This window comes from Nonomuraea ceibae (assembly GCF_019396325.1).
Lineage (GTDB): Bacteria > Actinomycetota > Actinomycetes > Streptosporangiales > Streptosporangiaceae > Nonomuraea > Nonomuraea ceibae.
The window spans coordinates 21,717-41,309 of the sequence record NZ_JAHKRO010000044.1; the positions used below are offsets into that span (position 1 = coordinate 21,717).

At 74.7% G+C, this 19,593-nt stretch carries 22 protein-coding genes and 1 pseudogene; 15 read left to right on the forward strand and 8 right to left on the reverse strand.

The annotated features are described in order from the left end of the window. Window positions 1–13: 13 nt before the first annotated feature. On the forward strand, window positions 14–658 hold the full coding sequence (locus tag KME80_RS25335; protein WP_219508636.1) for a GntR family transcriptional regulator: 645 nt from the start codon (window positions 14–16) through the stop codon (window positions 656–658). A 29-nt stretch (window positions 659–687) separates the two neighbouring features. Further along, window positions 688–1,488: an SDR family oxidoreductase gene (locus KME80_RS25340; RefSeq protein WP_219508637.1), complete on the forward strand. Its 801-nt coding sequence runs from the start codon at window positions 688–690 to the stop codon at window positions 1,486–1,488. Window positions 1,489–1,527: 39 nt separating this feature from the next. On the opposite strand, the gene KME80_RS25345 is transcribed toward KME80_RS25340, so the two are convergent. From KME80_RS25345 to KME80_RS50675, 5 genes and pseudogenes are all read right to left on the reverse strand, one after another. Further along, on the reverse strand, window positions 1,528–2,502 hold the full coding sequence (locus KME80_RS25345) for an aldo/keto reductase (protein WP_219508638.1): 975 nt from the start codon (window positions 2,500–2,502) through the stop codon (window positions 1,528–1,530). 91 nt (window positions 2,503–2,593) lie between these two features. Further along, window positions 2,594–2,785 (reverse strand): ferredoxin, encoded by a 192-nt coding sequence (locus KME80_RS25350; protein ID WP_219508639.1) that lies wholly within the window; start codon window positions 2,783–2,785, stop codon window positions 2,594–2,596. A 35-nt stretch (window positions 2,786–2,820) separates the two neighbouring features. Continuing rightward, on the reverse strand, window positions 2,821–4,032 hold the full coding sequence (locus tag KME80_RS25355; RefSeq protein ID WP_219508640.1) for a cytochrome P450: 1,212 nt from the start codon (window positions 4,030–4,032) through the stop codon (window positions 2,821–2,823). A 43-nt stretch (window positions 4,033–4,075) separates the two neighbouring features. Beyond that, window positions 4,076–4,345 (reverse strand): oxidoreductase C-terminal domain-containing protein, encoded by a 270-nt coding sequence (locus KME80_RS50670; protein WP_308125927.1) that lies wholly within the window; start codon window positions 4,343–4,345, stop codon window positions 4,076–4,078. Window positions 4,346–4,469: 124 nt separating this feature from the next. Further along, window positions 4,470–5,162: pseudogene (locus KME80_RS50675) on the reverse strand (NAD(P)/FAD-dependent oxidoreductase); the annotation flags it as partial. Window positions 5,163–5,219: 57 nt separating this feature from the next. Here KME80_RS50675 and KME80_RS25365 point away from each other — a divergent pair. From KME80_RS25365 to KME80_RS25380, 4 genes are all read left to right on the forward strand, one after another. Then, the gene (locus KME80_RS25365; RefSeq protein WP_219508641.1) at window positions 5,220–5,858 is read left to right on the forward strand and encodes a TetR/AcrR family transcriptional regulator; all 639 of its coding nucleotides are present in this window, start codon (window positions 5,220–5,222) and stop codon (window positions 5,856–5,858) included. Between the two features lie 17 nt (window positions 5,859–5,875). Next, complete coding sequence (locus tag KME80_RS25370; RefSeq protein ID WP_219508642.1) at window positions 5,876–6,091, forward strand: hypothetical protein; 216 nt, start codon at window positions 5,876–5,878, stop codon at window positions 6,089–6,091. Next, window positions 6,088–6,549, forward strand: a complete 462-nt coding sequence (locus KME80_RS25375) for a Clp protease N-terminal domain-containing protein (RefSeq protein ID WP_219508643.1) — start codon at window positions 6,088–6,090, stop codon at window positions 6,547–6,549. Before KME80_RS25370 ends, KME80_RS25375 begins: the two co-directional genes overlap by 4 nt. A gap of 108 nt (window positions 6,550–6,657) precedes the next feature. Further along, the gene (locus tag KME80_RS25380; protein ID WP_219508644.1) at window positions 6,658–7,899 is read left to right on the forward strand and encodes an ATP-binding protein; all 1,242 of its coding nucleotides are present in this window, start codon (window positions 6,658–6,660) and stop codon (window positions 7,897–7,899) included. Here KME80_RS25380 and KME80_RS25385 read toward each other — a convergent pair. After that, on the reverse strand, window positions 7,874–8,500 hold the full coding sequence (locus KME80_RS25385) for a response regulator (protein ID WP_219508645.1): 627 nt from the start codon (window positions 8,498–8,500) through the stop codon (window positions 7,874–7,876). The two genes, KME80_RS25380 and KME80_RS25385, sit on opposite strands and share 26 nt — an antisense overlap. 108 nt (window positions 8,501–8,608) lie before the next feature. Here KME80_RS25385 and KME80_RS25390 point away from each other — a divergent pair, with 108 nt between their 5' ends. Genes KME80_RS25390 through KME80_RS25415 form a run of 6 tightly spaced genes read left to right on the forward strand, consistent with a single transcriptional unit; the run spans window position 8,609 to window position 16,161 of the window. Then, on the forward strand, window positions 8,609–8,797 hold the full coding sequence (locus KME80_RS25390; RefSeq protein WP_219508646.1) for a DUF6229 family protein: 189 nt from the start codon (window positions 8,609–8,611) through the stop codon (window positions 8,795–8,797). A 16-nt stretch (window positions 8,798–8,813) separates the two neighbouring features. Further along, window positions 8,814–11,651 (forward strand): type 2 lanthipeptide synthetase LanM family protein, encoded by a 2,838-nt coding sequence (locus tag KME80_RS25395; protein ID WP_219508647.1) that lies wholly within the window; start codon window positions 8,814–8,816, stop codon window positions 11,649–11,651. 5 nt (window positions 11,652–11,656) lie between these two features. Continuing rightward, window positions 11,657–13,519: an ABC transporter ATP-binding protein gene (locus KME80_RS25400; protein ID WP_219508648.1), complete on the forward strand. Its 1,863-nt coding sequence runs from the start codon at window positions 11,657–11,659 to the stop codon at window positions 13,517–13,519. Further along, on the forward strand, window positions 13,516–14,856 hold the full coding sequence (locus KME80_RS25405) for an FAD-binding oxidoreductase (protein WP_219508649.1): 1,341 nt from the start codon (window positions 13,516–13,518) through the stop codon (window positions 14,854–14,856). Before KME80_RS25400 ends, KME80_RS25405 begins: the two co-directional genes overlap by 4 nt. A 37-nt stretch (window positions 14,857–14,893) precedes the next feature. Beyond that, complete coding sequence (locus tag KME80_RS25410) at window positions 14,894–15,499, forward strand: TetR family transcriptional regulator (protein ID WP_219508650.1); 606 nt, start codon at window positions 14,894–14,896, stop codon at window positions 15,497–15,499. After that, entirely contained in the window at window positions 15,496–16,161 is a 666-nt protein-coding gene (locus tag KME80_RS25415; RefSeq protein ID WP_219508651.1) for a VC0807 family protein, read from the forward strand. Before KME80_RS25410 ends, KME80_RS25415 begins: the two co-directional genes overlap by 4 nt. On the opposite strand, the gene KME80_RS25420 is transcribed toward KME80_RS25415, so the two are convergent. Continuing rightward, window positions 16,145–17,143 carry a zinc-dependent alcohol dehydrogenase family protein gene (locus KME80_RS25420; RefSeq protein WP_219508652.1) on the reverse strand — a complete coding sequence of 333 codons (999 nt, stop codon included), beginning with the start codon at window positions 17,141–17,143 and terminating at the stop codon, window positions 16,145–16,147. The genes KME80_RS25415 and KME80_RS25420 overlap by 17 nt on opposite strands. Window positions 17,144–17,239: 96 nt before the next feature. On the opposite strand from KME80_RS25420, the gene KME80_RS25425 reads away from it, so the two are divergent. The 3 genes from KME80_RS25425 to KME80_RS25435 all read left to right on the forward strand — a co-directional run bounded on the left by KME80_RS25425 (window position 17,240) and on the right by KME80_RS25435 (window position 19,084). After that, complete coding sequence (locus KME80_RS25425) at window positions 17,240–17,566, forward strand: ArsR/SmtB family transcription factor (protein WP_219508653.1); 327 nt, start codon at window positions 17,240–17,242, stop codon at window positions 17,564–17,566. Window positions 17,567–17,599: 33 nt separating this feature from the next. Then, the gene (locus tag KME80_RS25430; RefSeq protein ID WP_219508654.1) at window positions 17,600–18,325 is read left to right on the forward strand and encodes a phytanoyl-CoA dioxygenase family protein; all 726 of its coding nucleotides are present in this window, start codon (window positions 17,600–17,602) and stop codon (window positions 18,323–18,325) included. A gap of 141 nt (window positions 18,326–18,466) precedes the next feature. After that, window positions 18,467–19,084 carry a carboxymuconolactone decarboxylase family protein gene (locus tag KME80_RS25435; protein WP_219508655.1) on the forward strand — a complete coding sequence of 206 codons (618 nt, stop codon included), beginning with the start codon at window positions 18,467–18,469 and terminating at the stop codon, window positions 19,082–19,084. On the opposite strand, the gene KME80_RS25440 is transcribed toward KME80_RS25435, so the two are convergent. Further along, window positions 19,085–19,483 carry a nuclear transport factor 2 family protein gene (locus tag KME80_RS25440; protein ID WP_219508656.1) on the reverse strand — a complete coding sequence of 133 codons (399 nt, stop codon included), beginning with the start codon at window positions 19,481–19,483 and terminating at the stop codon, window positions 19,085–19,087. Window positions 19,484–19,593 lie beyond the last annotated feature (110 nt).

Below are 19,593 nucleotides of genomic sequence, written 5' to 3' on the forward strand. Positions count from 1 at the left end.
CATTAAACACCCTATGATCGATCATCCGGTCTATGATGGTCGGATGAATCCGGTCGAACGGTCCCCGCTCCGCGACGAGATCCGCCAGGTGCTGCTGGACGGCCTGATCGACGGCCGGTGGGAGCCCGGCGACCGCATCGTCGAGCGCCGCCTCGCCACCGAGCTCCAGGTCAGCCAGGCCCCGGTCCGCGAGGCGCTGCGCGAGCTGGAGGCGCTGCGGCTGATCGAGACGGTCCCCAACCGGGGCGCCCGCGTGCGCGCGTTCACCGCCGCCGACCTGCGCGAGGTCTACCAGGTCAGAGCCTGCCTGGAGGAGAAGGCCGCCACGCTCGGCCACCCCGACGCCGACGCGCTGGAGCTCCACCTGACCCGGCTGCACGAGGCCGCGACCGCCGGCTCGCTCACGGACCAGGTGCGGCACAGCGTCGCCTTCCACCGCGAGATCGTCGCCGCCTCGGGCAACGCCGTGCTCGCGTCCGTGTGGGAGTCCCTGGGCATCGAGGTGTGGACCCACCTGTCGATCCGCCTGTTCAGGGTGCGGCTGCACGAGAACGCGGCCGACCACGGGCCGATCGTCGAGGCGTTCCGGCGCGGCGACCCGGCCGTGGGCCGCCTGCTGCACGACCACGTCCTCGGCTACGCCCCTCCGCAGCCATAAGCCCCAGCGGAGCGGGCAGGGGCAGCGGCATGGGCAACGGGTACGACAAGGTGGCGATCGTCACGGGGGCCGACTCCGGCATCGGCAGGGCGACCGCCGTGGCACTGGCCGAGCAGGGATTCGACGTGGGCATCACCTATCACGCCGACCGCGACGGCGCCGAGGAGACCGCACGGCAGGTGCGCGAGCTCGGCCGGGCGCCGGCCGTGCGCGGGCACGACCTCACCGATCCGGAACGCGCCGCGGGCGTCGTCGACGAGCTGGCCGACGAGCTCGGCGGGCTCGGCGCGCTGGTCAACAACGCCGGCACCGGCACCGCCGAGCCGCTGCTGGACATGGGGTACGACCGCTGGCGCTCGGTCGTGGCGGTCGACCTCGACGGGCCGTTCCTGTGCGCGCAGCGGGCCGCCCGCCGCATGATCGCCTCCGGCAGGGGCGGGCGCGTCGTCAACGTCACCAGCGTGCACGAGGAGCACCCGCGCGTCGGCGCAGGGCCGTACTGCGCGGCCAAGGGCGGGCTGCGGATGCTCAGCCGGGTGCTGGCCCTGGAGCTGGCCGAGTACGGCATCACGGTCAACACCGTGGCGCCGGGCGAGATCGCCACGCCGATGACCGGGCAGGAGGACCTGCCGCCGCAGCCGGGCACCCGGCCCGGCTACCCGGTGCCGAGGCCGGGCGACGCCCGCGAGGTCGCCGCCGTGATCGCCTTCCTGGTGAGCCCCGGCGCCTCGTACGTGACGGGCGCGAGCGTGTTCGTGGACGGCGGCCTCGGCCTGATGGGACCGCAGGCCGCCGGCGCGCTCGGCTCGGGCGACTGGCGCACGGGCTGAGCACGCGGGCTGACCGCAACAGCAGGCCGCGCCGGACCGTCAGCCCGCCAGGCCGGCCTCCTTGGCGGCGGCGTCGATGGCCGCGAGCTCGTCGGCGGTGAAGTCCAGGCGGTCCACGGCGGCCACGTTCGCCTCCAACTGCTCGGGGCTGGAGGCGCCCACGAGCACCGAGGTGACGCGCGGGTCGCGCAGCGCCCAGGCGAGCGCGAGCTGGGCCACCGACTGGCCGCGCGCCCGCGCCAGCCCGGCGAGCGCCCGGACGAACGCCAGCACCTGCGGCGTCACCCGGTCCGGCGTGAGGAAGCGCCCCTCGGCGGCACGCGAGTCGGCGGGGATGCCGTCGAGATAGCGGTCGGTGAGCAGCCCCTGCGCCAGCGGCGAGTAGACGACGCAGCCGACCCCGTGCTCCTCCAGCACGCCCAGCAGCGAGTCCTCGATCTCCCGGTTGAGCAGCGAGTAGGACGGCTGGTGCACCAGGAGCGGCGTGCCGAGCTCGCGCAGCAGCCGGGCGGCCTCGGCGGTGCGCTGCGGGGAGAAGTTGGACACGCCCACGTACAGCGCCCGCCCGGTTCGCACCAGGTGGTCGAGCGTCGCCACCTGCTCCTCCAGCGGGGTGTCCGGATCGTCCCGGTGCAGGTAGAAAATGTCGACGAAGTCGAGCTCCAGCCGGGCCAGCGAGCGGTCCAGCGTGGCGAGCAGGTGCTTGCGCGAGTTGCCCTTGCCGTACGGGCCGTCCCACATGGGGTTGCCGCCCTTGGTGGTCACCACCACCTCGTCGCGCAGCGAGCGCGGCAGCAGCCGGCCGAACGCCGACTCGGCTGCGCCCAGCGGCGGGCCGTAGCGGTCGGCGATGTCGACATGCGTGATGCCCAGGTCGAAAGCCTTGTGCAGGATCGCCCGCTGCCCGTCGAGCGGCTTGCCGCCGCCGAAGTTGTGCCACAGGCCGAGCGACACGGCGGGAAGCAGGAGGCCGCTACGGCCACACCTTCTGTACGGCTGGCGTTCGTAGTCCACGGTGCACCTTCCGGCGTGATCAACAGGATGGGCGACATATCCGTCGTGCCCTGATGAATCACCGTAGCGGCATCTCCCCGGCCCGCCCGGGTCAGCCGAGCTCGATGGCCGCCCCCGGGCACACCGCCGCCGCCTCACGGACCGCGTCGTGCTGGTCCGCGCCCGGCTCGGCCTGGAGCACGACGGCGATGCCGTCGTCGTCACGCTGGTCGAACACCTCCGGCGCGATCAGCACGCACTGCCCGGCGCCGCAGCACTTGTCCTCGTCGACGATGACCTTCATTCCGATCCTCCCCTTTCCGATGACCAGCGGACCGGCTACCAGCGGACCGGAACGGTGCGCAGGCCGCCGACGGCCAGCCCCTCCACCCGCTCCAGCTCCCCGGCGGGCACGGCCAGCTCCAGCGTGGGCAGCTTGCGCAGCAGCACCTCCAGCACGACCTGCAGCTCGGTGCGGGCCAGCGCCTGCCCCAGGCAGGAGTGCGCGCCCGCGCCGAACGCCAGGTGCGGGTTGGGGCTGCGGGTCAGGTCCATCTCGCCGGCGGCCTCGAAGGCGCTCTCGTCGCGGTTGGCCGCGGCCATGCTGCACACCACGGTCGTGCCGCGCGGCAGGACCGTGCCGCTGACCTCGGTCTCCTCGCCCAGGTAGCGGGGCAGGCCGAAACCGGCGTTGGCGTCCAGGCGCAGCGTCTCCTCCACGGCCGTGCGGATCAGCTTCGGGTCGGCCAGCAGGCTCTCCCAGCGGCCGCGGTCGGCCAGCAGCATGGAGACCATCTTGCCGATCATGTTGGCGGTCGTCTCGTGCCCGGCGACCAGCAGGCCCATGCCGGTGACCACGATCTGCAGGTCGGACAGGCCGCCCTCCTCGGGGCCGCCCACCGCGATCAGCTCGCTCAGCAGGTCGTCGCCGGGCGCGGCCCGCTTGCCCGCCACCAGGCCGGACATGTACTGGAAGAACTCCGCCTGCGCGGCGTCGATCTCCTCCTTGCCGTAACGCGTGAGGTTGAGCAGCGTGTCGGACCAGTACGAGAACCGGTCACGGTCCTCCGCTGGCACGCCGAGCATGTCGCAGATGACGTAGACCGGCAGCGGGAAGCCGAGGCTGGCCCTGAGGTCGCCGGGCGCGCCGCCCGCGACCATCTCGTCGATCAGGCCCTCGGCGATCTCCGTCATCGACGGCCGCAGGGCCGACATCCGCTTGGCGGTGAACCACCTGCCGACCAGGCGCCGCCAGTGCTGATGCTCCTCGCCGCCGTCGGGGATGATCGTCGCCATCTCGTTGCTGAACACGCCGCCGCCCTCGGCCGACAGCCGGGCCGCGTCGGGCGCGGTGAGCTGCCGGGTGAAGCGCGGGTCGGCCAGCACCTGCTTGACGTCGTCGTAGCGGGTCAGCAGCGTGGCGGTGTCGCCGCTGGGCAGCTTCACGTGGGCCACCGGGCACTCCTTGCGCAGCTCCGCCCACTCGGCGGGCGGGTCGAGCGCCGCGTCACTGGGGATCGGGTAGCGCAGGACCTGCTCGTTGACGCTCATGCGGCATCTCCTCTGCGGTAGTGGTTGGTCACGCGCGGACGGGTCACGCGGGCGCGAGCGGCTGGGCGGCGAGGACCTGCTGCCTCAGGACACGCGCCTGCTTGGGCATGTTCCAGCCGAGCACGCCGGTGACCCGGCCGTCCTCGCGGTAGAGGGCGGCGAAGCGGTGCTCCTCCGGGTCGCCTTCGGCGACGGTCAGCTCGGCCGCCGGTGACGGCAGCCCGTGAGCCTGGATCTTGACGTCGTACTGGTCGGTCCAGAAGTAGGGGATCGGCGTGTACGGCCGGTCCGCGCCGAGGATGTTGGCCGCCACCGCCTGGGCCTGCTCGGTGGCGTTGGTGCGGTTCTCCAGGCGCAGCCGCCTGCCGAGCCCTTCGTGCGGCCAGCAGCTCGCCCCCGGCCAGCCGGACCCCGGTGACCCGGCCCGCGGCGCCGGTCAGCTCCTCGACGGTGACGCCGAGCCGCAGCCGGACCCCGCGCTCGGCGTGGGTGCGCGCCAGCAGCGCGCCGGCCACGTCGCCGAGCTGCGCGCCGAGCGGCGTGCCGCCCATGCCGGCGAGCGTGACGTCCAGGCCGAGGGTGCGGGCGGTGGCCGCGACCTCCGCGCCGAGCACGCCGTCGCCCACGACCACCAGCCGCCGCCCGGCGGTCAGGTCGCCGCGCAGCGCGAGCGCGTCGTCCAGCGTGCGCAGCACGTGCACGCCGGCCAGCCCGTCCTGGCCCGGGAGCCGGCACGGGGTCAGCCCGGTGGCGACGACCAGGGCGTCGGCGCGCAGCACGCGGCCGGAGGCGGTGGTGACCTCCCGGGCCGCCGCGTCCAGCGTGACGGCCGGGTCGCCGAGCGCGAACTCCGCCCCCAGCGCGTCCAGCCGCGCCTGGTCACGGAGCTGGACGCGCTCCGGCTCCCACACCCCGGCCAGGACCTGCTTCGACAGCGGCGGCCGGTCGTAGGGCAGGTGCGGGCCGGCGTCGAGCAGCGTCAGGCCGCCCTGGTAGCCGTGCCGCCGCAGCGCCTCGGCCGTGCTCAGGCCGGCCGCCGAGGCGCCGACGATCAGCACGCCGCCGGGCGGGGTCACGAGCGGCCGCCCCGGGAACGTGTGCGCATGGTCGTGCTCCCTTCCGGACGCCACATTACCCTACACATGTAGGAAATCGTACACATGTAGTCAGAAGGTAGGGTGAAATGCGTGTCCACTAGCAGAAACAGCACCCCCGCGGCCGACCGGCGGGTGCGCCGGACCCACGCCGCCCTGGCGCGGGCGCTCCTCCGGCTCGTCGAGGAGCAGGACCTGTCGCGCATCAGCGTCGCCGACGTCGCCGAGCACGCCGGGGTGAGCCGCTCGACCTTCTACGACCACTACCGCGACGTGCACGAGCTGGCCGAGGCCGCCTGCACGGCGATGATCGACGACCTGATCGCCTCCCTGTCCGCCCCCTCGCCGGGCTCGCCCGACCTGGAGCGGGAGGCTGCCCTGTCGCTGGAGGCGTTCTTCGCCAGCCTCGCCGGGCACGCCGGGCTCTACCGCGGCCTGCTGGGGCCGCAGGGCAGCGCGCGCGTGGCCGACCACATCCGCCGCCGCATCACCGCGGCCGTCTACGACCGCCTGCGCGAGGGCACCGGCCTGCCCGCCCGCGCCGGGGCCCCGCTCGACGGCCGGCTCGACATCCCGCACAACGTGCCCGCCGCCTTCACCGGCGGGGCGATCATCGGGGTGGCCGCCGACTGGCTTGAGCGCGGCTGTCCGCGCTCGCCCGCCGAGATGGCCGCGCTGACGTGGCCGCTGTTCAGCGCCCTGTACGGGGCCGGCGTGCATAAGCAACTCTAGTTGCTAGGCTTGCCCGCATGGCAAGCGAAGATCCGGCCGACGCGCTGGCCGCCGTGGCCGCGCTGCGCCGGCTGGCCGACCAGCTCGAGGACGCCGCCGTCGAGCAGGCGATGCGGGCCGGCTGGAGCTGGCCGCAGGTCGCCGAGGCGCTCGCCGTCACGCGCCAGGCGGTCCACAAGAAGCACGCCAAGCGGCTCATCGCCGCCGGGGTGACGCTGCGGAGGCGGGCATGAGCGAGATCGACCTCCACCTCCAGGAGGTCCTGGGGCGCGCCGAGGAGGAGGCCGCGCAGGACGGCTCGGCCACCATCGAGGCGCACCACCTGCTGCTGGCCATCGCCGCCGGCCCCGATCCGGCGCTCACCGCGGCGGGCCTGGACCACGCGGCGCTGAAGGCCGCCCTGCGCCGCGAGTTCGAGCACAGCCTGAGCGTCGCCGGGGTGTCGCTCGGCGACTTCGACCTGCCGCCCGCCACCCGCGACCCGGAGCGCCGGCTCGGCCTGGGCGCCTCGGTCAAGCTCGCCCTGGACCGGATGGCCAGGGCCCACCGCAAGAAGGACCTGCGGCCGGGCCACCTGCTGATCGCCGTCCTCCAGGCAGAGGCGGGCACGGTCCCGCGCGCCCTCGCGCTGGCGGGCGTCGACCGGGCCGCCCTGATCGACCGCGTACGGGACGGGCTCGCTGGCCGGTGAGCACACGCCGAAAACGGCGACTCGGACACCCGTATCAGGCGCGCGCTTGAGATCGCGCCGGGCTCGATGGATCTTAGAGTCCGGCTCGTCTGAAGGGCGTCGCTACACATGCAGCCTCCACCCCCGAGCGACCCGCGCGACCCGGGCGGACGGGGCTCACTCGGCTGGCGGGACCCGCTCTTCCTGGCGTCCAGGCCCAGCGCCGAGCGGGTGCGCAGGTTCGTGGCGATGCTGCTGCTGCTCCAGCGGCTCAGCTACCTGCTGCCCGCCTGTTCGAGCCTGTTCACCGCGCGGGGACCGGTCACCGTGCTGTCCGCCGGCCGGGGGCTCGACGTGGCGCTGCTGGCCGTGGCCCTGGCGTGGAACGCGGCGCTGTTCCGCTGGGTGGCGCGGCGCGGCTGGTTCGACCCCCGGGCGGTGGTGATCGACGTGGCCGCGACCTGCGTGTTCATGATCGGGGTGACCGGGGCGTGCCTGCCCTCGTCCGGCACGTGCGTGTCCAACTGGTCCTCCCACGCGCTGCTGGCGACGGGCGCGCTGATCGGCGCGGTGTGCGAGCGGCCGGTCCAGTTCGCGGCGCTGCTGCCTCCGGTCGCGGTCTACGCGCTCGCGCACGCCGGCGACCTGGGCCAGCGCCTCCCGGCCGTGGTGGAGCTGGGCGTGCGGGTCAACAGCTACGTGTGGTTCGCGGTCATCGTCTTCTTCATCCGCCGCTACCTGGCCGCCCAGGCGACGCGGCTGGACGCCCTGGCCGAGCAGCGCTCGGTGGCCGAGGCCGAGCGGGCCGCCGAGCGGGCCAGGCTGGCGCACTACCGGCAACTGCACGACACCGTCCTGACGACGCTGACCGCGATCGCCCGCGGCGGCCTGGACCACCGTACGGAGGAGGTGCGGCGGCGGTGCGCGGCCGACGCCGCCTACGTGCGGACGCTGATCAGGCAGGACGCGATCGGTCCCGCCACCGGGCTGGGCAACGGCCTGGCCCGCGCGGTCGCCAGGGCGGCCGGGCTGGGGCTGTGCGTGCGCTACGCCGCCGAGGCGCTGCCCGGCGGCGTGCCCGACGAGGTGGGGGAGGCGATGGCGGAGGCCGGTGCGGAGGCGCTCAACAACGTGGCCAGGCACTCGGGGGAGCGCGAGGCGTGGCTGACCGCGGTCGAGGTGGACGGCGTGGTCACCGTGCGCGTCGTCGACCGGGGCACGGGCTTCGACCCCGGCCTGGTCGAGCCTGGTTACGGGCTGCGGTCGTCGGTGATGGGGCGCATGCGCGAGGTGGGCGGGCGCGCCGAGGTGATCACCGCGCCGGGCGAGGGGGTGTGCGTGGAGCTCAGGTGGCCAGACCGTCCTCCCTGACGCGGTCGGCCAGGTCCAGCTTGGTGTAGGCGGGGCGGCCCGCCTTGCGGTACTTGTCCTTGACGCGTTCGAGGTAGTTCCTGGCGGTGCCCGGCTGTACCCCGGCGCTGCGGGCCGCCGCGGTGAGCGTCATGCCGGAGGCGTAGGCGAGCAGCACCGCGCGTTCCTGCGGCGACAGGACCGGCCGGTCGCCGTCGCGGTCGGCCAGCCAGCCGAGCGCCAGCTCGGGCGAGATCGCCACCCGGTCCTCGGCCACCTCCCTGACCTTGGCCACCAGCATGCCCAGGTCGTGATCCTTGGTGAGGTAGCCGCCCGCGCCCGCGGCGATCATCTGCCTGGCCATGTCGCCCGAGGTCACGACGCTGACCACGAGCACCCGGCGGTGCAGCCGTACCAGCGTGCGCACGTTGCCCGCGGGGTCGGAGCGGTCGGCGAGCAGCAGGTCGAGCAGCACCACGTCGGCCGGCGAGCGCTCGGCGGCGAGCAGCTCGGCGACGGTCGCGGCCGATCCGATCAGCCGGACGTCGGGCACCGCGGCGAGCCAGGCGGCCAGCCCGTCGATGAGCATCCGGTCGTCGTCCACGACGGAAACGGTGATCACGCCTGTCTCTCTCATATCCGGAATGTCGTGTCAAGTGCGCAGTTTTGACGTCTAGCCGTCATGAACCCGGCACCAGATCATGACGCCAAGTCCGAGAAGGGAGCAAGGATGACCGTCACCCTCGAAAGGGCCGAGGAGATCATCGCCGCCTGGAGGGCGGGCGACGAGCCGGACAGCCCGGTGGGCCCGCTGCTGCAGGGCACGTACGCCGAGTCCGAGATCACCATGACCGGGCCGGGCGCGTCCGGGAAGTGCGGCACCGCCTGCTCGGCTTCTCGCACCCGTTACTGCTGCTGAGCGGGGACGGGAGCACATGGCCGGTGAGTTCGACCCACCGCTGGACCCGCTGATCGGACCGGCTCTGGCCGACCTGGAGGCCCGGCTGGGACGGCTCACCGGCCTCGCCGGGGCCGAGCGCGCAGCCGTCCTGGCGGGCTCGGCGCGGTCCCTGGACGAAGACGTCCGCCGCAGGATCACCAGAGTGCTGGTCCTGGAGGTGAACGCCGCCCGGCTCTCCGGGCGCCTGACCGCCCCCGACCCCGCCGCCCGCTGGGAGCAGTGGAAGCGGACCGTGGCGGAACCGGCGTTCTGGCGCGGACTGGACGGCCCGTACCCGGCCATGAAGGCCCGGCTGGCGACCGTGATCCGCAACCGCTGCGAGGCCGCCCACCGCTTCGCCGCCCGCTTCGCCCGCGACCGCGCCGCGCTGGCCGCGCTGCCCGGCGCGCCGGCCGGCGAGCTCACCCGCGTCGAGTTCGGCGCCGGAGACAGCCACCGCGGCGGGCAGACGGTCGTGCTGGCGCACGGCGAGGACGGGCGGGTGCTGTACAAGCCGCGCTCGCTGGCCGTCGACGCCGAGCTCGCCCGGCTGCTCACCCACCTCGGCGACTCCACCATGCGAGTGCCCGAGGTCGTGACCCGCGACGGGTACGGCTGGGCCGAGCACATCGAGCACCGCCACTGCGCCGACGCCGCGGAGCTGCGCGCCTTCTACCGGGGCATGGGTCACTGGCTGGCCCTCATGCGCCTGCTCGGCGGCAGCGACCTGCACGCCGAGAACCTCATCGCGGCGGGCCCGCACCCCGTGGTCGTCGACTGCGAGAGCCTGTTCACCCCGCACGCCAAGGCCCGCCCCTCCGGCTACGGCCAGGCCGTCGACCTGGCCGTCGAGCTGGTCAACGCCTCCGTCATGCGCACCGGGCTGCTTCCCGGGCGCGGCGTCGCGCTGGGCTGGCGGGGCGTCGACATGTCGGCGGCCGGGGCGCTGCCCGGCCAGCAGCCGGAGGTCGAGCTGCCGGTCGTGCTCGACGCCGGCACCGACAGCCCGAGAATGGGCACCGAACGGGTGGAGCTGCCTCCGGCGGCCAACCACCCCAGCCCCGAGCCGGTCCTCGGCCACTACTGGGACGCCATCATCGCCGGGTTCGACGAGCTCGACGAACGCCTCGCCGAGCTGGACCGGTCGGCCAAGCTGGAGCCGCTGCTGGCGGGCTTCGCCGACTGCCCGGTCCGCGCCGTGCTGCGCTCCACCGAGTCCTACGCCGAGCTGGCCCGCATGCTCTGGCATCCCGTCGCGCTGCACGACGAGGCGCCCGCCCGGGCCAGGGCCGCCGCGCTGCTGGCCAGGATGTCCGAGAACGTGCCCGGCGCTCCCGGCGACGCCGCCGTCATCGCCGCCGAGGTGGACGAGCTGTGCCAGGGCGACATCCCGCTGTTCGACACCACGCCCCGGGTGGGCGTGCTGCGCGGCCCCGGAGGCAGCCGGTGCGGGCCCGAGCTCGACCTGGTGGCCGACGCCGTGGCCCGCTGGCGGGCGCGTGATCACGCGCTGGACCGCCGGGTGGCGCAGGCTGCCCTGGTCAGCGCGTACCTGAACGAGGGCTGGATGCCGGAGGACAAGCGGCTGTCGCCCGGCCTGCTCCTCACCGACCGGCTGGAGCCCAGGCGGCGCGCGGCGGCGGCCGGCATCATGCGGGGCGTGCTGGACGCCGCCGTGCGCGGGCCCGACGGCACCGTCACCTGGATCACGCCCGTGCTCAACCCCACCGGCTGGGCGGTGCAGCCGCTGTCGGCCGACCTGTACGGCGGAGCCCACGGCGTGGCCGTCCTGCTGGCCGCCTACGTGAGCGAGGCCGCCGCCGGCCGGGCCGAGCCCGTCGACGAGCTGCCCGGCCTGCTGGCGGCCGTCCTGCGCACCGTACGCCTGACCGAGGACCGCGACGCCGCCCAGCGGCGCGCAGACATGCGGCTGCGGCCGGAACCGCCCGGCGCGTACCTCGGCATCACCTCGCAGGTGTGGGGCTGGCTGCTGCTGCGCGCGCTCGGCGCGGCCGGGGAGGAGGCGCCGGACCGCGCCCGCGCGCTGGCCGAGCTGCTGCCGGAGGCGATCGACGCCGACGACGGCTACGACCTGCTGTCCGGCATGTCCGGGGCGATCGTCCCCCTGCTGCGGCTGGCCGAGCAGACCGGGGAGCCGCGCTGGACCGCGCTCGCCGCGTCCATCGGCGAACGCCTCGCCGCCCTGGCCGAGCACCGGACCGGCGGGGCGTGCTGGCCGGGTGCGCGCTTCCCGCAGGGCCTCGGCGGGCTGGCCCACGGCGCCACCGGCATCGGCTGGGCGCTGTCCCGGCTGGCGGACACCGCCGCCGCCCCCGCCGGGACGCGCGAGCTCGCCGACGCCGCGTTCGCCTACGAGGACACCCTGTACGACCCGGACCAGCGCGGCTGGGTGGACCTGCGCGGCGACGGGTTCACCGCCGCCGCCTGGTGCCACGGCGCGGGCGGCGTCGGCATCGTCGCCGCCGACCGGCTCGCCCGCGAGGGCGGCGCCCGCTGGCGCGACCGGCTGGCCCGCGCCGCCGCCTCCTGCTGGGCCGACGGCACCGGCTGGAACCACACGCTCTGCCACGGCGACCTCGGCTCCTGGGAAGTGATCGAACACGCGCGGGCCGCCGGGGTCGCGCCGGTGGACCGGGCCGTCCTGGACGCCCACATCCTGGGCGGCCTGGAGGTCAACGGCCCGGTCAGCGGCCTGGCCAGGGACGCCTTCGCGCCGGGCCTGCTGCCCGGACTCGGCGGCGTCGCCTACCAGCTCCTGCGCATGCACCCGGACTGCGCGCTGCCGTCCGTCCTGCTGCCGGACCCGGCGTGAGCGGCATGACGGCGGACGCGCAGGACGAGCTCGTCACCCCCTACTGGCACCTCGACAGCCCGGACGGGCCCCGGCACACCCTGCGCCGCCTGCCGGCGCTCGTCGCGCCCGTGCTGCGGCTCGTCTGGGAGTGCGGGCGCCGTCCCGCGCTCGCCGTCCTGGCCCTCCAGCTCGCGATCGGCGCGGCGACGGCGGGCGGCCTGCTGGCGACCACCGCCGTGCTGGACGAGCTGCTGGCCGCAGGGGCGGCCCCGGAACGCATCCTCGCCGCGCTGCCCGACCTCGTCCTCGTCGCCGTGATCGTGGCGCTGCGCGGAGCCGCCGTGGCGGGCGTCGAGCTGGCCAGGGCGCGGCTCGAACCGGCGCTGCGCCGGGCCGCGCAGGAGCGGCTGTTCGCCGCGGCGCTCGGCGTGCAACTGGCCGACCTCGACGACGTGGACTTCTTCGACGGCCTGCACCGGGCCCGCGACCGCGGGCTGTTCCACCTCGACCGCTCCGCGGGCAACCTCGTCGACCTGCTCGGCGCCGCCTGCGGGGTGACGGCCGCCGCCGCCGGGCTCGCCGTACTGCACCCGCTGCTGGTGCCGCTGCTCGTGGCCGGGGTGATCCCGGAGGCGTGGGCGGTGCTCAGGGCCGCCAGGCGCGGCTACGCGGGCATGCGCGCGATGGTCACGCTGAACCGCCGCGTGGACCTGCTCACCTCCCTGGCCACCGAACGCGAGCCGGCGGGCGAGCTGCGCGCCTGCCAGGCCGAGCCGTCCGTGCTCGCCGAGTACCGGCAGGTGGCGGACGTGCTGAAGGCGGAGGAGACGCGGGTCGGGCTGGCCATGGCGCGGGCCACCGCCGCCGGCCGCGCCGCCGCCGGGCTGGCCCTGGCCGGGGTCCTGGCCGCGCTCGGGCTGATGCTGCACGCCGGCTGGATCGCCACCGCCGCCGCCGGCACCGCCGTGATCGCCGTCAGGGTGGCCGCCGGGGCGCTGCGCCAGCTCACCCAGGCCGCCAACCAGCTGTTCGAGCAGTCCCTGTACGTGGCCGACTACCACGACTTCCTGGCCGACGCCGAAGCCAGGAGGCGGCCCGAGGGCGGCGTGCCCGCGCCCCGCTCACCCGCGCGCATCACCCTGCGCGACGTGGGGTTCACCTACCCGGGCGGTGCCGGGCCCGCGCTGCGCGGCATCGACCTGACCGTCCACGCCGGCCAGACGATCGCGCTCGTCGGCGAGAACGGCTCGGGCAAGACCACGCTGGCCAGGCTGCTGGCCGGGCTGTACCGGCCCACCACCGGGACCATGCGCTGGGACGGGCTCGACTGCGCCGGACTGGACCCGCGCTCGCTGGCCGACCGGATCGTGCTGGTGCCGCAGCACCCGGTCCGCTGGCCGCACGACGCCAGGACCAACGTCCGCATGGGCCGCCACGACCGCCCCGACCCGGGCGACCACGCCCTGCGCGAGGCCGCCTCGCTCGCCGCCGCCGACGACGTGATCGCCGGGCTGCCCTCGGGCTGGCGGACGCTGCTGTCCAAGCAGTTCCGGGGCGGTCACGAGCTGTCGGCCGGGCAGTGGCAGCGCCTGGCCGTCGCCCGGGGGCTGTTCCGCGACGGGCCGCTGCTGATCTGGGACGAGCCGACCGCGCCACTGGACGCCAAGGCGGAGTACGCCGTCTACGAGACGCTCCGGCGGATCGCCGGCGAGCGCACGGTCGTGCTGATCACGCACCGGCTGACCAGCGTGCGGCACGCCGACCGCGTCTACCTGCTGCACCAGGGCCGCATCGCCGAGCAGGGCACCCACGAGGAGCTGCTGGCGCTGCGCGGCCGCTACGCCGAGCTGTACGCGCTACAGACCGGCAAGCCGGCCCGCCGATGACCGCGCCGCGGCTCATCCATCCCGGCGAGCCCGGTTACCAGGCCCGCCGCAAGCCGTTCCTGGGCACGCTCGACGAGGCGCTGCCCGCCGCCGTGGCCTGCTGCGGCTCCGAGGCCGACGTGATCGGCGCACTGGAGCTCGCGCGCGTCCGCGGCCTGCCGTTCGCGCTGCGCGGCGGCGGCCACAGCTTCGCCGAGCACTCCTCGACGACCGGCCTCCTGGTCGACCTCGGCGGGATGCGGACGATCGAGGTCGGCGACGGCACCGTGCGGGTCGGGCCCGGCGTGCGGATCGGCGAGCTGGCCCGGCGGCTGGCCGAGCACGGGCGCATGGTGCCGTGCGGCTGGTGCCCGGCCGTGGGCGTGACGGGCGCGGTCCTCGGCGGCGGCTACGGCGTCTTCTCCCGCCTGTACGGGCTCGGCGCCGACCACCTGCTGGCCGCGCGCGTCGTCCTGGCGGACGGGCGGGCCGTCGAGGCGGGCGACGACCTGCTGTGGGGGCTGCGCGGGGCGGGCGGCGGCACGTTCGGCGCCGTCACCCGGCTGACGCTGCGCACCCGCCCGATCGTCCCCGTCACCGCCGTCCGGGCGATCTGCGGTTTCGGCGACGCCGCCGCCCTCGTGGACGCCTGGCAGCACTGGGCGCCCGGCGCGCCGGACGAGGTCAACCTGGAGATTGCCGTCATCGCCGGCGACGAGCCTGAGGAGGAGCCGTACGCGGTGCTGTTCGGCGTCGTCGCCGGGCCGGAGGAGCAGGCCGCCGAGCTGGTGGCCGGCCTGGCCCCGGTGGACCGGCTCACGCTCACCCGGCTGGAGGGCGCCGCGGCCGCCTGTCACCACTCCTACGCCGACGGCGGAGCCGGAGCCGCCACGGAGCTGCCGCCCGGAGAGCGGCCCGGCCTGCGCCTGAGCAAGTCGGGATTCCTGCCCGGCGCCCTGCCCCGGGAGGCCGTCGAGGACCTGCTGGAACGGCTGGCCGCCGACCGGGTCTACGGCGAGATCCGCGACCTGGAGTTCGTGCCGTGGGCGGGCGCGATCGGCCGCGTCGACCCCGCCGCGACGGCCTTCGCCCACCGCACGCCGCGTTTCCTGCTCAAGCAGGCCGTGCAGGTCGGCTTCCGGGCGAGCGACAGCCGCCGCCGGGACGCGCACGCCTGGCTGCGCCGCGCCTGGGAGCGCATCTCCCCGTGGACGTCCGGCGTCTACCCCAACTACCCGGACCCGGACCTGGCCGACTGGGCGCGCGCCTACCACGGGGCCAACCTGCCCCGGCTGCGCGAGCTGAAGGCCGTCCACGACCCGCACGGCGTGTTCGGCTCGGCCCAGCCGCTGGGCTGACCTGGCGCCGGTTACTCGAATGGCGTATGTTTTACTCATGCAAGTAAGAACGTTCACGGGGGAGGCCCGGCGCGCGCAGATCATCGCCGCGACTGTGGAGACCCTGAGCGAGGCCGGCTACGGCCAGACGTCGTTCGCCCGGATCGCCAAGCGGGCCGGGCTCAGCAGCACGCGGCTGATCTCCTACCACTTCGCCGGCAAGGACGAGCTGATGGCCGAGGTCGTCGGCCACATCATCGGCAAGCTCGGCCGCCACCTGGGGGAGCGGATGGCCGGGCTGCCCGGCGCCGCCGCCCGGCTGCGCGCGTACATCACCGGGCTGGTGGAGTTCAACGCGACGCACGCCGGTGAGATGCAGGCGCTGATGACGATCTTCCTCGACTGGCGCGGCGGCGCGGGCGAGAGCCGGTCCTACGGCCCCGACGAGGAGAACGGCGTCCTCGGGCACCTGGAGGCGATCCTGCGTGACGGGCAGAGCCGGGGGGAGTTCCGGCAGTTCGACACGTTCGTCATGGCGGCGACCATCCAGCGCTCGCTCGACGGGCTGCCGTTCCTGCTGCGCACCAAGCCCGACCTCGACCTCGACGGCTACGCGCGCGAGCTCGTGACGCTGTTCGACCTGGCCACCCGGAGCGGCGGGTGAGCCGGGCCCTGTCGTTCGCGCTGAACGTCGTGGTGCCGCTGGGGGTCTACTACGGGCTGCGCGCGCTCGGGGTCAGCGTCTATCTCGCGCTGCTGGTCGACGCGCTGGTCCCCGCCGTGGTCACCGCCTGGCAGTTCGCCCGGGGGCGCAGGCTGGACGGGCTCGGCCTGTTCATGGCGGGCATGATGGGCATCGCCCTGCTGGCCGCGCTGGTCGGCGGGGACGAGCGGCTGCTGCTGGCCAAGGAGGGGTTCGTCACCGCCGCCGCCGGGCTGTGGTTCCTGGCCTCGGTGTGGTGGGGGAGGCCGATGGCCTACGAGTTCACCCGCCCGCTGGTGGAGCGCAGGCTCCCGCGCGGGCCGCTGCGCGAGCCGTGGGACGTCTACTGGGAGCGGCTGCCCGCCTTCCGCCGGATCTGGCGGGTGTCCACCGTGATCTGGTCCGTGGCGCTGCTGCTCGACGCCGCGGCCCGGGTCGCGATCGCGTACACGCTGCCCGTCGACCTCGTCAGGGCGGCCGGGCTGGGGCTGTACGTGGCCATGACGCTGCTCGCCGTGCTCGCCACCAACGTCCACTACTTCGCGACCGGGCTGTTCAACGGCTGGAGCGCCCTTTACGCGCCCATCAGGGAGCGGAGCCTGCCCGTCACCGGCCCGTCGTGACGACGATCTTGCCGACCTGGGCGCCCGACTCCAGATAGCGGTGCGCCTCGGCGACGTCGGCCAGGTCGAAGACGCGGTCCACGGCGGGCGCGAACGCGCCGGCGCGCAGGCCGGAGGCGACGAACGCCTCGGCGCGGCGCAGCCGGTCCGGGTCGGTGGTCGTCTCGTGCACGGTGTAGGTGCGCATGTTCAGGGCGGGCATGCCGAGCGCGAACCCCGGATAGGGCGTCACCTCGCCGCTCAGCGCCCCGTACATGATCAGCGAGCCGCCCGGCGCGACCGCCCGGCCCAGCTCCAGCACGCCGGGACCGGCGACGGCGTCGAAGACGAACTCGGCGCCGCGCCCGCCGGTCAGCGCGAGCACCCGCGCGGCCACGTCCTCCTCCTCGGTGACGATCACCTCGGCCGCCCCGGCCGCGCGCAGCCGCGCCGCCTTGGCCCGCGTGCGGGTGGTCGCGACGGGCACCGCGCCGACGCGGCCGGCGATCTGGATCGCGGCCAGGCCGACGCTGCTGGAGGCCGCCGTCAGCACGACCGTGTCGCCCGCGCGCATCCCGCCGACCTCCACGAGCGCCCCGTACGCCGTCAGGTACGGCATCCACACCGCCGCGCCGCCGACCGCGTCGAGCCCGGCGGGGCGGGGCAGCACCGCCGCGGCCGGGACCACCGCGCGCTCGGCGTAGACGCCGTAGTCGTTCATGGAGAACGCGGGCACCACGCTGATCTCCTGGCCGGGGGCGAACCCCGTCACGCCGGCGCCGACGCCCTCGACCACGCCCGCGGCCTCGGCGCCGAGCCGGGAGGGGAACTCCTTGACCGGCTCGATGTAGTGGCCGCTGCGGAACAGCGTCTCGGCGCGGTTGAGCCCGATCGCGTCGACCCGGACCAGCAGCTCGCCGGGGCCGGGGTCGCCGGGCTCCACGTCCTCCAGCCGCAGCACCTCGGGCCCGCCGAGCTCGTGGAAGCGCACCGTCCTGGTCATCGCGCATCGTTCCTTCCGTGGTGAGGGGTTCACTCAAGCGGAAAGTATGATCGCTGTCAAACTTCGATGGTGGCCGTACTTTGCTAGGGTGGGGTGATGACGGTGGCACGGCGAACCGGGCGGGAGCGCGTCCCGCCACACCCGGACATCCGGACGATCACCCTCCAGCAGGTGCTGGAGGCCCTCGTCGACCCCGTGCGCCGCCACATCGTGAGCGAGCTCTACCGGGCCTGCGAGGACGTCAGCTGCGGCACCATCGAGCTGCCCGTCAGCAAGTCCACCGCCACCCACCACTTCAACGTGCTGCGCGAGGCCGGCCTCATCCGCCAGCACTACGTGGGCACCTCCCGGATGAACGCGCTGCGCCGCGACGAGATCGACGAGGCCTTTCCCGGCCTGCTCCAGGCGCTGGTCGGCCGCTGAAAAGCAGTGGACAGCCCCGTTACGGTGGCTGCCATGACTGTTGTGGACGTGGAGCGTTTCGTCGCCGACGGATTCGTCAAGCTGGAGGCCGCCGTGCCCCGCGAGGCCGGCGACGCGGCCAGGGCGGCGGTGTGGCACCAGATCGGCCTGTCGCCCGACGACCCCGCCGGATGGCGGCAGCCCGTGGTGTGGGCCGCCGACGTCACCGGCCAGGGGCCGTTCGGCGCGTTCGTCCGCAGCGCCCGCCTGGCCGAGGCGCTCGACGCGCTGGCCGGGCCGGGCGGCTGGAAGCCGCGCGGAGCCATCGGCAACATGCCGGTCCGCTTCCCCGGCAGGTCCGAGGTCGACGACCGGGGCTGGCACATCGACGCCTCCGTGGCCCGGCCCGACGGCTCCTGGGCGGTGTCCGGGCGGCCCGAGACGATGCTGCTGCTCACGCTGCTGTCGGAGGTGGGCGAGGACGACGCGCCGACCCGCATCCGGGTGGGCTCCCACCGTGACGCCGCCCGCGTGCTGGGCGAGCGGGTGCTCGACCCGTTCGAGGCCGGGCCGCTGCTGGACGAGGCGTCCCGCGACCGCCCGGTGGCCCGCGCGACCGGCCTGCCCGGCGACGTCTACCTCGTGCACCCGCTGACCGTGCACGCCGCCGACGAGCACCGCGGCACCCGGCCGAGGTTCATGGCCCAGGGGCCGGTCTTCCTCGCCGAACCGGTCGCGCCCGGCGACGGCAACGCCCTGGCGCGCGCCCTACGGGACTGAGTCCCGCCGCCGTCCAGCGTCCGGGCTGACAGGAACGTGTCACGGCGGACATCATGCTGGCCCGCACAATTCCGGATACGCGGCGGCCCGGACCGCACACTTGCAGTATGCAGGCGAATTCGGCGGACGAAGGGACGGCAAATGGCACAGGTGAATTGGCCCCCGCGACGGCGGGAATTCGTCAACCACGCGGGCGGAAAACGCCCGCACATTACCCTGGTTTCGGATGAGCCGGGAATTCGCGGGCTGTTCCGCTACCGGCCCGAGGCGGCGGCGCCGCTCACGCAGTTGTCGGAGGTGCTCCTCTCCGGCGACGACACCCTGGACCGCGCCGAACGTGAGCTGATCGCGGCGTACGTGTCGTCGCTGAACCGGTGCCGGTTCTGCTTCCACACCCACGCGGCGTTCGCCGCGGTCCGGCTGCCCGAGGGCATGAAGCTGGTCGACGCGGTGCGGGCCGACCCGGACACGGCGCCGATCTCAGCCAGGCTGCGGGCGCTGCTCGCGATCGCGGCGGCGGTGCAGCGCGGCGGGCAGCAGGTCGGCGCCGACCTGGTCGAGGCCGCCAGGGCCGAGGGAGCCTCGGACCTGGCGATCCACGACACGGTGCTGATCGCCGCGGCGTTCTGCATGTACAACCGCTACGTCGACGGGCTGGCCACGCTGGCCTGCGACGATCCGGAGCACTATGCGGCCAGGGCCCGCCTGACCAGCGGCTACGTGGCCGTCTGGCGCAAGGAGCTGGCCGAGAGCGCGTGATCAGGAGGCGAAGAACGCGTCCACGGCGCCAGGATCGTCCGGGTAGCTCCACCGCTCGCTGATCCTGCCGCCGGAGACGCGGTAGACCTGCAGACCGGTGTCCTCCAGGACCCGGCCCTCGCGCTCGGCGTAGACGCTCAGCATCGCCGCGACGTGGTCGTCGCCCACCAGGTACGTGCGCGGCTCCATCCGCAACGTGTCGCCGGTGCTCTGGGCGAGGCGCCTGAGATAGCCCAGCACCTCGTCCTTGCCCCGGTAGTCGCGGGCCAGCGAGCCCTGGCCGGGCACGTGGAAGACCACGTCGTCGGCGAGAAGTTCGTCGCGCAGGTAATCCCAGTTGCCCTTCGCCATCGCGTCGTAACTGTTCGCGGCGACGGTGATGTTCGGGTGATCGGCCATGACGCACTCTCCGGTCGTTAAACGGGGTTCACGTGGCGTGCGTGACATTACGCCGGGCGGTTACGCCCGACAACCCTTGTCCCGCCGCCAGGAAACAAATGGGGCCGGCG